10 protein-coding genes and 1 tRNA gene are annotated in these 12,334 nt (G+C 65.4%); 8 read left to right on the top strand and 3 right to left on the bottom strand.

Annotated features, from left to right (window positions below):
* The first annotated feature begins 337 nt into the window (after positions 1 to 337).
* The 4 genes from TEP_RS07640 to TEP_RS07655 all read left to right on the top strand — a co-directional run bounded on the left by TEP_RS07640 (position 338) and on the right by TEP_RS07655 (position 5,863).
* Positions 338 to 553 (top strand): hypothetical protein, encoded by a 216-nt coding sequence (locus TEP_RS07640; protein ID WP_025879252.1) that lies wholly within the window; start codon positions 338 to 340, stop codon positions 551 to 553.
* A gap of 207 nt (positions 554 to 760) precedes the next feature.
* On the top strand, positions 761 to 3,154 hold the full coding sequence (locus tag TEP_RS07645) for a Tex family protein (protein ID WP_132824830.1): 2,394 nt from the start codon (positions 761 to 763) through the stop codon (positions 3,152 to 3,154).
* Between the two features lie 203 nt (positions 3,155 to 3,357).
* Positions 3,358 to 5,559, top strand: a complete 2,202-nt coding sequence (locus TEP_RS07650; protein ID WP_132824831.1) for a PAS domain S-box protein — start codon at positions 3,358 to 3,360, stop codon at positions 5,557 to 5,559.
* 64 nt (positions 5,560 to 5,623) lie between these two features.
* Complete coding sequence (locus TEP_RS07655; protein ID WP_132824832.1) at positions 5,624 to 5,863, top strand: hypothetical protein; 240 nt, start codon at positions 5,624 to 5,626, stop codon at positions 5,861 to 5,863.
* 97 nt (positions 5,864 to 5,960) lie between these two features.
* On the opposite strand, the gene TEP_RS07660 is transcribed toward TEP_RS07655, so the two are convergent.
* Positions 5,961 to 7,049: a DUF5694 domain-containing protein gene (locus tag TEP_RS07660; protein WP_132824833.1), complete on the bottom strand. Its 1,089-nt coding sequence runs from the start codon at positions 7,047 to 7,049 to the stop codon at positions 5,961 to 5,963.
* A gap of 160 nt (positions 7,050 to 7,209) precedes the next feature.
* Here TEP_RS07660 and TEP_RS07665 point away from each other — a divergent pair, with 160 nt between their 5' ends.
* A complete protein-coding gene (locus tag TEP_RS07665) occupies positions 7,210 to 7,503 on the top strand; it encodes a hypothetical protein (RefSeq protein WP_132824834.1) in 294 nt (97 codons plus the stop codon).
* A 254-nt stretch (positions 7,504 to 7,757) separates the two neighbouring features.
* Entirely contained in the window at positions 7,758 to 9,593 is a 1,836-nt protein-coding gene (locus tag TEP_RS07670) for a methyl-accepting chemotaxis protein (RefSeq protein WP_132824835.1), read from the top strand.
* A gap of 703 nt (positions 9,594 to 10,296) precedes the next feature.
* On the opposite strand, the gene TEP_RS07680 is transcribed toward TEP_RS07670, so the two are convergent.
* Positions 10,297 to 10,539: a hypothetical protein gene (locus TEP_RS07680; protein ID WP_132824837.1), complete on the bottom strand. Its 243-nt coding sequence runs from the start codon at positions 10,537 to 10,539 to the stop codon at positions 10,297 to 10,299.
* Between the two features lie 181 nt (positions 10,540 to 10,720).
* On the opposite strand from TEP_RS07680, the gene TEP_RS07685 reads away from it, so the two are divergent.
* The gene (locus TEP_RS07685; protein WP_132824838.1) at positions 10,721 to 11,623 is read left to right on the top strand and encodes a retropepsin-like aspartic protease; all 903 of its coding nucleotides are present in this window, start codon (positions 10,721 to 10,723) and stop codon (positions 11,621 to 11,623) included.
* Positions 11,624 to 11,726: 103 nt separating this feature from the next.
* Here the strand turns inward: TEP_RS07685 and TEP_RS07690 are convergent.
* Positions 11,727 to 11,812, bottom strand: a tRNA-Leu gene (locus TEP_RS07690).
* Positions 11,813 to 11,950: 138 nt separating this feature from the next.
* Between TEP_RS07690 and TEP_RS07695 the strand changes: the two genes are divergently transcribed.
* Entirely contained in the window at positions 11,951 to 12,331 is a 381-nt protein-coding gene (locus TEP_RS07695; RefSeq protein ID WP_132824839.1) for a response regulator, read from the top strand.
* Positions 12,332 to 12,334: the final 3 nt, after the last annotated feature.

Here is a 12,334-nt window from a genome sequence, read left to right on the forward strand (position 1 = left end):
CCGCGGCATGGATGCCGCGGACAAGCCTCCAGGGACGGATTCACCGCGTCCCCCGCGAACCCAACCCGGCCGACCCACCTGCGGCTTTTGCATTCCGCGACCAACCCACGCACCCACGAGGGGCTGCGCCGTTGGCTGAAACCCGCGTATTCGTTAGCCGGAAGTTAAAGATCCGTAAGCATTCTGCAGCGATCCCGCAGTCATCTGCATGCAACCGATCGTCATTAGTCTTCGTGACGTTCCAGTCAGCTTGGTCGCGGTAAGCTCTATTCCGATGAGCCAACAAGTACCGCTCATCGTGTGCAGTACGCAGTAGCAATTTGGAGGAAGACATCACATGGCAATCGTTCTTTATGTCGGTGGTAGCAAGGATGGCGAGAAGGGCGTGGTGCCCTACGGCTTCAGCAAATCCCGCGCCGATACCGCGCTGGGGCCGGAGTTCTACACGGAGCGGTTCATGGAACTGCAGGGTGTCGGCAAGGTCCGCCTGATGGCGCTGGAGAGCCTGCGTGACGACATCGTCATGCAGCGTGCCGCCCGCCACTACCGCTGACCTTCGCAGTACGCGGCAGGACGCGCTCCACCATCGCGCGTCCGCGCCGGCATCCCAGCCCCGGGGCCAGTCCGAGCCCCTTTTGCCAGGATGCCGGCGTCCGATCCGGACCCACCGCCTGAACCGCCGCGCTGTCAACGCCTTGTCCCTGCCGCCCGCGCATTGCAAGAATGGGCCTTTCCCGCAATGCGGCCCAGGCCGGAAACAATGCACGACGCCAAGCACGCCCAGCGCCAGCTCGCCCAGCAGATCGCCCAGACCATCGCCGATGAGATCGGTGCCCAGACCGCCCAGGTCAGCGCCGCTGTCGGCCTTCTCGATGAAGGCGCCAGCGTTCCGTTCATCGCCCGCTACCGCAAGGAAGTCACCGGCGGCCTGGACGACACCCAGCTGCGCAACCTGGAAACCCGCCTGACCTACCTGCGTGAACTGGAAGACCGCCGTGCGGCGGTGCTGGCCAGCATCGGTGAGCAGGGCAAGCTCAGTGATGAGCTGCGCAACGAGATCCTCGCCGCAGACACCAAGAGCCGGCTGGAAGATCTGTACCTGCCGTACAAGCCCAAGCGTCGCACCCGCGCGCAGATCGCCCGCGAAGCAGGACTGGAGCCGTTGGCCGACGGCCTGTTGGGCGACCCGACACAGGACCCGCAGGTCTTTGCCGCCACGTTCGTCGATGCCGACAAGGGCGTAGCCGACACCAAGGCCGCGCTGGAAGGTGCCCGCGCGATCCTGATGGAGCGCTGGGGCGAGGACGCCACGCTGGTTGGCGAACTGCGCAGCTGGTTGAGCGAGCAGGGCGTGATCCGTGCCCGCGTTGCCGAGGGCAAGGAAACCGAGGGCGCCAAGTACCGCGATTATTTCGAGCACGCCGAGTCGTTGGCGAAGATTCCCTCGCACCGGTTGTTGGCGTTGTTCCGTGCGCGCCGCGAGGAGATCCTGTTCCTGGAGCTGGACCCAGGCAAGGATGCCGAGGCCGGACATCAGTATGCCGAAGGGCGCGTGGCGCACAACGCCGGTATCCGCGATGCGGGGCGCCCCGCTGATCGCTGGCTGCTGGACGCCTGCCGCCTGACCTGGCGGGCCAAGCTGCACATGCACCTGCTGCTGGACCTGTTCAACCAGGCCCGTGAGAAAGCCGAGGCCGAAGCCATCGCGGTGTTCGGTGACAACCTCAAGGATCTGCTGCTGGCCGCACCGGCCGGCCCGAAAAGCGTGCTGGGCCTGGACCCGGGCATCCGCACCGGCTGCAAGATTGCCGTGGTCGACGCCACCGGCAAGCTGGTCGCCACCGACACCATCTACCCGCACGAACCCCGCCGGCAGTGGGAGCAGTCGCTGCAGACGATCAAGCAGCTGTGTGCCAAGCACAACGTGCAGCTGATCGCGATCGGCAACGGTACCGCCAGCCGCGAGACCGACAAGCTGGCAGGTGAAGCCATCAAGGCGCTGGGCGACAACGCGCCGCAGAAGATCGTGGTCAGTGAAGCCGGAGCTTCGGTGTATTCGGCATCGGAAACGGCGGCCAAGGAGTTCCCGGACCTGGACGTGTCGATCCGTGGTGCGGTATCGATCGCGCGTCGCCTGCAGGACCCGCTGGCCGAACTGGTGAAGATCGAGCCGAAGGCAATCGGCGTGGGGCAGTACCAGCACGACGTGGATCAGTACCGCCTGGCGCGTGCGCTGGATGCGCGCGTGGAGGACTGCGTGAATGCCGTCGGCGTGTACGTCAACACGGCGTCGGCTGCACTGCTGTCGCGCGTCTCGGGCCTGTCGTCGACAGTAGCCGGGAACATCGTGCGCCACCGCGATGACAACGGTCCGTTCAAGCGTCGCAAGGACCTGCTGAAGGTGCCGCGCCTTGGCGAGAAGACATTCGAGCAATGCGCAGGTTTCCTGCGTATCGCCGATGGTGATGAGCCGTTGGATGCATCGTCGGTGCATCCGGAAGCCTATCCCGTGGTCGAGCGCATCGTGGCCAGCACCGCGCGCCCGATCAAGGCGCTGATCGGCGACAGCAGTTTCCTGCGCGGCTTGAAGGCCGAGCAGTTCACCGACGAGACATTCGGTGTGCCGACCGTGCGCGACATCCTCAAGGAGCTGGAGAAGCCGGGCCGTGATCCGCGCCCGGAATTCAAAGCGGCCCGTTTCGCCGATGGCGTGGAGGACATCAAGGACCTGCGCGAGGGCATGGTGCTGGAAGGCGTGGTCAGCAACGTGGCCGCGTTCGGTGCGTTCGTCGATATCGGCGTGCACCAGGACGGCCTGGTCCACATCTCGGCGCTGTCTGATACCTACGTGAAGGATCCGCGTGATGTGGTCAAGGCCGGTGACATCGTCAAGGTGAAGGTGCTGGAGGTGGATGTGCCGCGCAAGCGCATCGCCCTGACCCGTCGTCTCGACGACACGCCCGGCCAGGCCACCAGCCGCCCGGGCAGCCGAGATGAACGCAGCCAGGGGCAGGCGCTGCGCCGCGACGCCGGCAACCCCGGGCAGGGACGTGGCCAGGGGCGCAACCCGGGCAATGGCGGGCGCCCGGCACCGGCCGCGCCGCCAGCCAACAATGCCCTGGCCGAGGCGTTCGCCCGGGCCAAGCGCAGCTGATTCCGCCGTCCCCCTCCCGGCGCGATCCGGGCGGGGGACTTGTCGATGTTCCCCGGCAATGCGCACACTTGCGCCGGAAGGGGCGCTTGGGCCCCTGCTGTCGCTGGGGAGGCCATGCCGTCAGCACCATCCGCCCTGTTCCGAGACCGCTGTGGCTCCTTGCCACGGCCTGCGGGCGGCTGCGTCGGCAGGGGAGGCGGCTGATGGCCGATCAGGGCAACAGCGGCAACGCACTGCTGGAGCGCCGGCTGCAGGAACTGGCCGAAGAGCGCCGTCGCCTGGCGATGATCATCGAGGGCACCGCGGCCGGCACCTGGGAATGGAACGTCCAGAGCGGGCAGATGCGGGTCAACGAACGGTGGGCCGAGATCGTCGGCTACCGGTTGGACGAACTTGAACCGATCTGCCAGAAGACCTTCATCGCGCTGGTCCATCCGGATGATCTGGCGCTGTCCGATGCGGCCCTGCAGGACCACTTCGATGGCCGCACCGACCACTATGTCTGCCTGTTGCGGATGCGCCACAAGAATGGCGAATGGATCTGGATCCACGATCGCGGACGGGTATTCGAATGGGACGGGCAGGGCAGGCCTCTGTGGATGGCCGGCGCCCATGCCGACGTCACCGAACTGCAGCAGGCGCGCCAGGACGCGGCCGAAATGCGGCAGCGCCTGCAGGCGGTGGTGGATGCTTCCGACGAAGTGGCGGTGATCGCGACCGACACCGATGGCATCATCACCATTTTCAATACCGGCGCGCAGCGTCTGCTCGGCTACACCGCCGCTGAAGTAGTGGGCGGGCGCCGCCTGGATGCCTTCCACGACCCGGTCGAACTGCAGGCGTGGCTGCGACCGCTGGCGACCGCCGACGGCCAGGTTCCGGGTGTGTTCGAGGCACTCAGTGCACGTGCCGACGGCCAGACGTATTCGCGGCAGTGGACACTGCTGCGCAAGGACGGCCAGCGCCGCCAGGTACGCCTGTCAATCAGCCGCATGGATGGCGCCCATGGCGAGCGCATCGGTTATGTCGGCATGGCCATCGACATCACCGAGATCCTGCAGGCGCGCGCCGAGGCTCGTCTTGCGGCGGAAAAGTTCGCTGGTGCGTTCACCTCGGCGGCACTGGGCATGGCGCTGGTGTCGCTGGAAGGGCGCTGGCTGGATGTCAACGAGGCGCTGTGCCGCATTCTCGGCTACACGCGGGAGGAACTGCTGCAGGTCGATTTCCAGCGGTTGACCCATCCGGCCGATCTGCAGACCGACCTGGCCCTGATGCAGGACCTGTTGGCGGGGCGACGCACGCACTATCACCTTGAAAAGCGCTACCTGGGCCGTGAGGGCAACACCATCTGGGCACGGCTGTCGGTATCGCTGGTACGCAATGAGCGCGGTGAACCGTTGCATTTCGTGTCGCAGATCCAGGATGTCAGCGCCCAGCGCAGCAGCGAGCAGCGCCTGTTCGAAAGCGAGCAGCGCAGCCGCATCACCCTGGATGCGGTTGCCGACCTGGTACTCAGCGTGACCCTGGATGGCCACATCGAATATGCCAACGCGGCCGCCGTGCGCATGCTTGCCGGCGATGGAGCGCTGTCGCTGGCCGGGCATCTGGTGCAGGACGTGCTGTCGTTGACCACCGAATACGCACCGCAATCGCAGCTCGACGTCAGCGTGCTGCTGGATCCGGAAAGCAACGCCGTGGATTTGCATGCCGATCTGCTGCTGCAGATGGGCACCGCCGTGGTGCCGGTTGACCTGACCCGGGCCTGGCTTCGCGACGACGAGGGCCAGGTGCGGGGCGCGGTGTGGGTCCTGCGCGATGACACCCAGCAGCGTGCACGCGAGCGCGAGGCACGGCACCTGGCGGAGATGGACCCGCTGACCGAACTGGGCAATCGCCGCGGCTTCGAAGTGCATCTGCAGCAGGCGATCACCCGGGTCGAGCGGACCGGGCAGGCGGCGTCACTGATGTACATCGATCTGGACCGGTTCAAGCCGGTCAACGATACCTTTGGTCATCTGGCCGGCGACGCCGTGCTGTGGGCCGTGGCCAGCGTATTGCGCCATGGTGTACGCGACTCGGATGTGGTGGCGCGCCTGGGCGGTGACGAATTCGCGGTGATCCTGTCCGGGTGCAGCCCGCGGCGAGCGGCGCGCATCGGCGGCGAGCTGCTGCATACCCTGGCCAACCTGTCCATTCCCTGGGACCAGCACCAGCTGCGGATCGGCGCCAGCATCGGCATCGCACCGCTTGCCGCCGGCATGAGCGTGGACCAGGCCGTCGCCGCCGCCGATGCCCAGTGCTACCGGGCCAAGGCGATGGGCCGCAACAATGTGCAGGTGCAGGGCGAAACCGGCGAACTGCCCGGGGGCGCGCCGGCGGACGGCGGCGACCTCAGCGACGGCTGATCTCAACCTGTGAGAGGGGCGCGGCGAATACTGCGCCAACGCCCCACCTTTGCAGGAAAACAACATGACGTCCTGGAACCTGAGTGCAGTCCGTGCCTATGCGCCGGCCATTGTCGGCTGGTCCCTGGCTCTTTCCGGCTGGCTCCGGCTGGAGCAGCTGCGCAACGACCAGCAGGCCCGGATGCTGGTCCCCGTGGTGCAGTGGGGCGTGGCGCTGATGCTGCTGGTCACCCTCGGCTGCATCGTCGCCACCAGCCTGGTGCTCTGGCGCGCCGCGTGTCGTGATGCGCGGCAACGCCCGTGACCTTCACCCAGCGCGGGGCAGGCTGCGGACGGTTACAGCGCAGCCGGATCCACCAGCAGGAACGTGCCCGCACTGCGCTGGTGCGCGCCGCAGGGCCTCAGCGCAGCACCTCTTCGGCATCCACCAGCTGCACGTCGTGCATCATGTTGAGGTAGGCCTCGTAGTAGCCTTTGTGCGAAGCGCCAACGATGGCCAGCAGGCGCGTTCCCGGGCGCTGGCCCAGCACTTCGCGGATGTTGGCGACCATGCGCAGATTGCGGATTTCCCAGTAGCCCACATAGTTGCGGCCAAAGCCCTGGGGTGAGGGTTCGACCAGCGCAGCCCCGAAGTCGGCCTGGTAGGCCTGCAGGCCGACGCCGGGGCGGTTGTAGGCGCGGTACAGGTCCAGCACGCCATCGACCTTGCCGATGTTGGCATACAGCGGCTCGTCGGCGTCCCGCCGTGCGTTTGCCTGCGGGTTGTCCCACGCCTTCATGAGCGCTTCGCCTGCCGCCTTTTCGTGTTCGGGTGGGGTGGGCGAATCGGCGGTGTGGTCGTCCACCGCCCACAGGCGTTCCAGCCCCAGCCGGGCGGCGAGAACGGCCGCCACCAGGGTGGTTTCATTGCGGCGGGTCAGGCTTTTGTCGAGAATCTCTACCAGCGCAGCATCCAGCCCGTCGCCGGCGACGCGCTCCTGCACAGGCAGGCGCAGCCATTGCACCTGCGCCGATCCGCGCTCGCCAGCGGCCAGGAACACCGCGGCCAGGTGTCGACGCTGCGCGGCTGTCGGGCTTGCCGGCCATGCCGACAGCAGGCGTCCCATTTCGGCGCTCGCGCTCGGCACGTCGAAGCCGGTGGCGACGCGGGCCGCGTCGGTGTCGAAGCAGTAGGTTTCGACGCTTTCGGCATAGCGGCTGGGATTGCGACGCATGAAGTCGCACTGCAGGCCGGACAGGTTTTCGGTGGCAATCGCCTCCGGGCGCCAACGTGCCAGGCGCTGCAACAACGGCTCCAGCACGGCCGGCTCGAAGGTCTTTGGCAGTTCCGACAGATGTGCTGTCCCAAGCACCAGTACTTCGTTGTGGCGACCGGCGGGTGGCCCCTTCAGCTGGTCGGGATGGAAGCTGGGGCGGAAGCCCGCGTCGCTGGCCAATGCGCCGGCACTGCACAGGCTGAGGAAGATGATGGCGTTCAAGCGTCGAAGCATGCTGCCTCCCAGGGAAAATCCATTCAGTGGGCGCATGCTGCCGGCAGCGCGCAGGCAAAGGACGTCCCGATGGTCATTGCAACCTTCTGCGTGCCTGCCGCATCCCCATTCCGTCGGCGCTGGTCCAGAATGGTGGCTGGAAGACTTCCGGAAGCGCGTCATGGATGAAATCGCCACCATCGCAGCCGCAGGTGCCGTGCTGGGAGCCCTGGCTGGCTGGATCGGGCCGGACGGATGGCGGTGGCAGCTGTTGCGGCTGGCACCGTTGCTGCTGGTGCCGTTCGCGCTGTACATCCTTGCCACCCGCAGCTGGATCCTGGGCGGCGGCGGGCCGCTGGCGGGGCCGTCCCTGCTGGTCGTCTGCGGCAGTCTGGGCTACCTGCCGGCGGTGCTGGCAACGATGCTGCTGCGCTGGGTTCTGCGGCGCGCTGCCGATCAGGGGCTGGCTCCCTAAAGTTGTTGGCCGTCACGCCGTTACTTTCTCTGGAGCCCGCTGCAGGCTCCCGCCGCCGGACCCGAGGCTGCCTCCGATGGGCGGCCCGTGCCGTGTGCCTCGCCGCTGTTTGATGACGATTGCAGCTGCCGTACTGTTTCTGCCAGTCGCTCGAGTGACGCCTTCCGGCGTCTGCAGTCCCAGGCAATCGAAGTTGCCGCCGGGCATCCCGCCCGGCGGGGCGCAACCGCTACCCGGACACCGAGGATCAGACGATGCTTATTTCAGGCTCCATGGAAGGTGCTCAGGCGCCGGCCGAAGTGCTCACCCGTTGGTCTCCCCTGCGCGCGCTGCAGGGGGTGTTGGGCAGGCAGCGCCGCGCCACGGAGGTGGCCGAGCAGCATCGGCGGCACGTCGAGCTTGAAGCCCAGGTTGCCGCATTGCACCGGGTGCAGGCGGTCATCGAGTTCGCCCTCGACGGCACCATCCTGCAGGCCAATGACAACTTCCTGCAGGCAGTGGGATATCGCCTGGATGAGATCCAGGGCAGGCATCACTCCCTGTTCGTCGATCCCGAGCTCGCGCGCAGTACCGGATACCGCGACTTCTGGGCGCGGCTGGGCCGCGGTGAGTTCGATGCAGGTCAGTACCGGCGCTTCGGCAAGGGGGGGCGCGAAATCTGGATCCAGGCCTCCTACAACCCGGTGCTTGACCAGCACGGTCGGCCGTACAAGGTGGTCAAGTTTGCCACCGATATCACCGCGCAGAAGCAGCAGGCGGCCGAGTCGGCGGGGCAGCTGGCGGCTATCGACAAATCGCAGGCGGTCATCGAGTTCAGCATGGATGGTCGCATCCTGGCGGCCAATGCGAACTTCCTGGCCGCCACCGGCTATACGCTGGAAGAAGTGCGTGGCCAGCATCATTCGCTGTTCGTCGAGCCCGACTACCGGGGCAGCGTCGAGTATCGGCGCTTCTGGGAAAAGCTCGGCTCCGGTGAGTACGACGCAGGCCAGTACCGGCGGCTGGGCAAAGGTGGTCGTGAAGTGTGGATCCAGGCGTCGTACAACCCGATTCTCGATGCCAGCGGGCGACCGTTCAAGGTCGTCAAGTACGCCACCGACATCACCGCACAGGTGCATGAGAGCCAGGCCATGCAGCGTGCCGTAGCGCAGACGCGCGAAGTGGTGGCGTCGGCAAAGGAGGGCGACCTGACCCGGAGCATCGGCATGGCCGACAAGACGGGCCCGATCGCTGAGCTATGCGGCGGCGTCAACGCGCTGGTCGAAGCGATGGCGGCCATCATCGGTCAGATCAAGTTCGCCGCAGACACCATTGCGGTCGGTGCGAGCGAGATCGCCGAAGGCAACAACGACCTTTCCCAGCGTACCGAACAGCAGGCTGCCTCTCTGGAAGAAACCGCCGTATCGATGAAGGGGCTGGCCGAGACCGTGCAGCGCACCGCGACCAATGCGCGCCAGGCCAGCCAACTGGCCGGCGGCGCCGCCGATGTGGCCGCACGTGGCGGCCAGGTGGTACATGAAGTGGTCTCGACGATGGAGGTGATCAATGCTTCCTCGCGTCGCATCGTCGACATCATTGGTGTGATCGATGGCATTGCCTTCCAGACCAACATCCTGGCATTGAACGCGGCCGTGGAAGCGGCGCGCGCCGGTGAGCATGGACGTGGTTTCGCCGTGGTCGCCACCGAGATCCGCGAGCTCTCGCAGCGCTCGGCGGGTGCGGCAAAGGAAATCAAGCAGCTGATCGATGCGTCGGTTGCCAACGTCGGTGCCGGAACGGCGCAGGTCGAGAGCGCCGGCCGGACCATGGACGAGATCGTGGCCGACGTGCGTCGCGTCAGCGACCTGATGACCGAGATCAGCGCGGCTGCGCAACAGCAGAGCGATGACATCCAACAGATGAACCACGCGGTGGATCTGATCGATCAGGGCACGCAGCAGAATGCAGCGCTGGTGGAAGAGGCTTCAGCGGCCGCGCGCAGCATGGAAGAGCAGTCTTCGCAGCTCCTACAGACGGTGGCAGGCTTCCGTGTGCACGCGGGGACAGGGCATGGCCATGGCGTGCATTCTCCAACGCTGCGGGTGGTGTAGGGCGCCGGCGCGCGCTGGCTCATGGGGCGGCGCGGGCCGCCCCGCCAACGCAGCGCTGGCTTGCTCTGGAACGGCAGTAAACTCCGGGGTCGCGCGTCTCTGCTCAGTCACCGTGTCCCTGTCGGCAGCGCGCGGTCGACGTTCTCGACGATCTACCCAGGTACCTTGATGGCTGGGAAGGGCCTACCCAGGCATCGGACTGATTGATGAGTCCGCTCTGGCGGCCAAGGTGTGATCGCACTCGACCAAGCGGGCGTTGCTGACGGCTTGGCGCCCTCCGCATTGGGCACAAGCGAGCAGCGTGCCGCCCGGTATGGATTGGAGGTCGGGGCCTGTCGAGTGAGTGACGTGCTGGCAGCTGTTACACCGGACGCTGATGGCGATGACGCATTGGATGTTCCCCTGCTGATCGCGCATCGGGTCGATGTTCAGAACGTAGAAAAGACCTGTGTCTGGCATGGCCGTGTACCGAAGAGTCAATGCATGCTGCACGGTGGAGCGGGTTGATCTTGTGACGAGAGTACGGATTCAGCACGAGTTTTGGAGCTGAAGCGCTATGGATTGTGCCTATACAGCTACGCCCATTTTGAAGCCTCTGCTGCCAAGCCGCTGACCGGAACGGACAGGCTGCGTGCGCTGGTCGAACCTTACGCAATCGCCGCTTGATCAACCAGGGCCGGCCAAAGCGCGTGGCGCCCGAGCGTCAAACCTTCTTCTGCAGAAAGTCTGCGAATCTGGCCAGGCTGATAGCCTGCCGATTGGGGCACTTGGGGCAACTGAGAATTGCGCCACCGGGGAGATCGATCAGGCCTTCGTTGGGCCGCCCGGTGAACCGGCACGAGCATTCCAGACAACGACACACCACTTGGGTTACCTGCAGCAGACGGCCGCTGTCGTCTTCCTGCCCGAAAACATCGCTGAGGAGGAACAATCCAGTGTCGGCCATGCTCGAATCCTTAACGCCCGTTTTCCATGGGGCCGAAGTCTACAGCTTCCTTGATGCCGGAGTTTTGCGTTATACGCCGGCTCGCGATCGCGGCCAAGCCAGGCTTCGCATTAAACCATTTGGCCCGGTGGCGCATCCAAGGCGGAGCATGGACTCATGCCTTGCCCAACGGAAGCTGCCAATGTCCAGGATCTGCCGTATCCGGTTTCTTGCCCTTCTCGCGGTGACTGCCCTTTGTGGGGCTCCTGCCGTCTCCGCGGAGACCATCGCGATCCCGTTCGAGCTGGGCAAGGACCATCGAATATATGCCGAAGGCACGATCAATCATTCGCGCCCCCTCCGTTTCCTGGTGGACACGGGGGCGGACGGTATGGCCGTGTCGGTCGCTACAAGCGAACTGGCTGGTATGAAAATCGACGATCAATCCGAAAACACCGGCGCGGACGGCACGACGTTGGTTGACTACAGTACGAACAACACGGTTGCTCTCGGCGGTGCCAGCAGAACGTTGGGCGCCGCAGTAATCGACTACCAGAATCGGCCCTTCGATGCAGTTCTCGGCTGGAAATTCTTCGAGGGGAGCGTTGTCGAGATCGACTACGACAAGAAGACCCTGTTCGTGCATGGCGCTTTGCCCAGCACGGCGGGATACACCAGGATGAACACGCGATGGATCGACAACATTCCTGCTGTCGAAGTGACGTTGCATGCGGAGAACGCATCACTCCAGGCGTGGCTCTCTCTGGATACCGGCAGCAACGGGACCATCGACCTGGGGTATTCCTACAGTTCCCGACACAACCTCCAGGATGTTCTTACGAAGAAGATCGGAACGTCACAGTTCAGTGGGAGCGCAGGCAGGAAGATCCGCGCGGTCGACGTTCGCGTTCCCTCGGCGGATATCCAGGGGATTCGTCTGGACCAGCCCAAGGTGTCTTTCACCATCGACGAAGACGGCTCCAGTGGCGATGGCACGATCGGAAGTGAAGTTCTTCGGAATTTCAACATCCTGCTGGACACCAGGACCGGCGATGTCTATCTGCGTCCCAACGGGACGGCGGCGCTGCAGCAACTGCGGCGGTGACAGGACGATCGAGAGGGGAAGCGGGAAGGCGAACTGGCTGGAGTCGGCTGATTCACGACTCCACTACGCCATTCCTTCTGGAAGCCTCGCGTTGCAAGGCTTGTGGTGCCGGTGAAAGGACTCGAACCTTCATGGGGTCACCCCCGGCTGATTTTGAGTCAGCTGCGTATACCATTCCGCCACACCGGCAGCAGCGGGCTAGTGTACCCGAGCCGGGCGGGCGTTCATAGAGGTGCGGGCGAACGGGGTCGAAATGGCTTCAAATTGTCGGTATCGGCCGACTGCTGGCTATACTGGCAACGCTTAACAGGCACGGAGCGATAGCCTATGTCAGCGTTGCAGGACCTGCGGGTGCTGGTAGTGGAGAACGACGAGATGAGTGCGGCGCTGCTGCAGATGCAGCTGGTGCATTCCGGTGCTCTGGTCGTTGGTCTTGCCGCGTCCGTTGCCGAGGCACTGCGCCTGCTGGAAGAGGCCAGCCCTGACGTGGCCCTGCTGGATTACCGGTTGGCCCACAACGAGACCAGTGAACCGGTCGCTGCGGCGCTGGCCGCGCGCGGGGTGCCGTTCGTGCTCGCCACCGGCATGACCGCCGGACAACTGCCGGTCGCGATGCGATCGGGTGTGCTGTTGATCAAGCCCTATCTGTCGGCGGAACTGTCCAAGGCATTGGTCCGCGCAGTGGGGCGCTCCAGCGCCAACGCCTGATCC

The organism is Stenotrophomonas sp. TEPEL, from assembly GCF_004348785.1.
GTDB classification, from domain to species: domain Bacteria; phylum Pseudomonadota; class Gammaproteobacteria; order Xanthomonadales; family Xanthomonadaceae; genus Stenotrophomonas; species Stenotrophomonas indicatrix.

What these genes read in the sequence shown, in the direction of transcription:
- TEP_RS07640 (WP_025879252.1), top strand. Translation starts at nt 338, where the DNA reads ATGGCAATCGTTCTTTATGTCGGTGGTAGCAAGGATGGCGAGAAGGGC.
- TEP_RS07645 (WP_132824830.1), top strand. Translation starts at nt 761, where the DNA reads ATGCACGACGCCAAGCACGCCCAGCGCCAGCTCGCCCAGCAGATCGCC.
- TEP_RS07650 (WP_132824831.1), top strand. Translation starts at nt 3,358, where the DNA reads ATGGCCGATCAGGGCAACAGCGGCAACGCACTGCTGGAGCGCCGGCTG.
- TEP_RS07655 (WP_132824832.1), top strand. Translation starts at nt 5,624, where the DNA reads ATGACGTCCTGGAACCTGAGTGCAGTCCGTGCCTATGCGCCGGCCATT.
- TEP_RS07660 (WP_132824833.1), bottom strand. Translation starts at nt 7,049, where the DNA reads ATGCTTCGACGCTTGAACGCCATCATCTTCCTCAGCCTGTGCAGTGCC.
- TEP_RS07665 (WP_132824834.1), top strand. Translation starts at nt 7,210, where the DNA reads ATGGATGAAATCGCCACCATCGCAGCCGCAGGTGCCGTGCTGGGAGCC.
- TEP_RS07670 (WP_132824835.1), top strand. Translation starts at nt 7,758, where the DNA reads ATGCTTATTTCAGGCTCCATGGAAGGTGCTCAGGCGCCGGCCGAAGTG.
- TEP_RS07680 (WP_132824837.1), bottom strand. Translation starts at nt 10,539, where the DNA reads ATGGCCGACACTGGATTGTTCCTCCTCAGCGATGTTTTCGGGCAGGAA.
- TEP_RS07685 (WP_132824838.1), top strand. Translation starts at nt 10,721, where the DNA reads ATGTCCAGGATCTGCCGTATCCGGTTTCTTGCCCTTCTCGCGGTGACT.
- TEP_RS07695 (WP_132824839.1), top strand. Translation starts at nt 11,951, where the DNA reads ATGTCAGCGTTGCAGGACCTGCGGGTGCTGGTAGTGGAGAACGACGAG.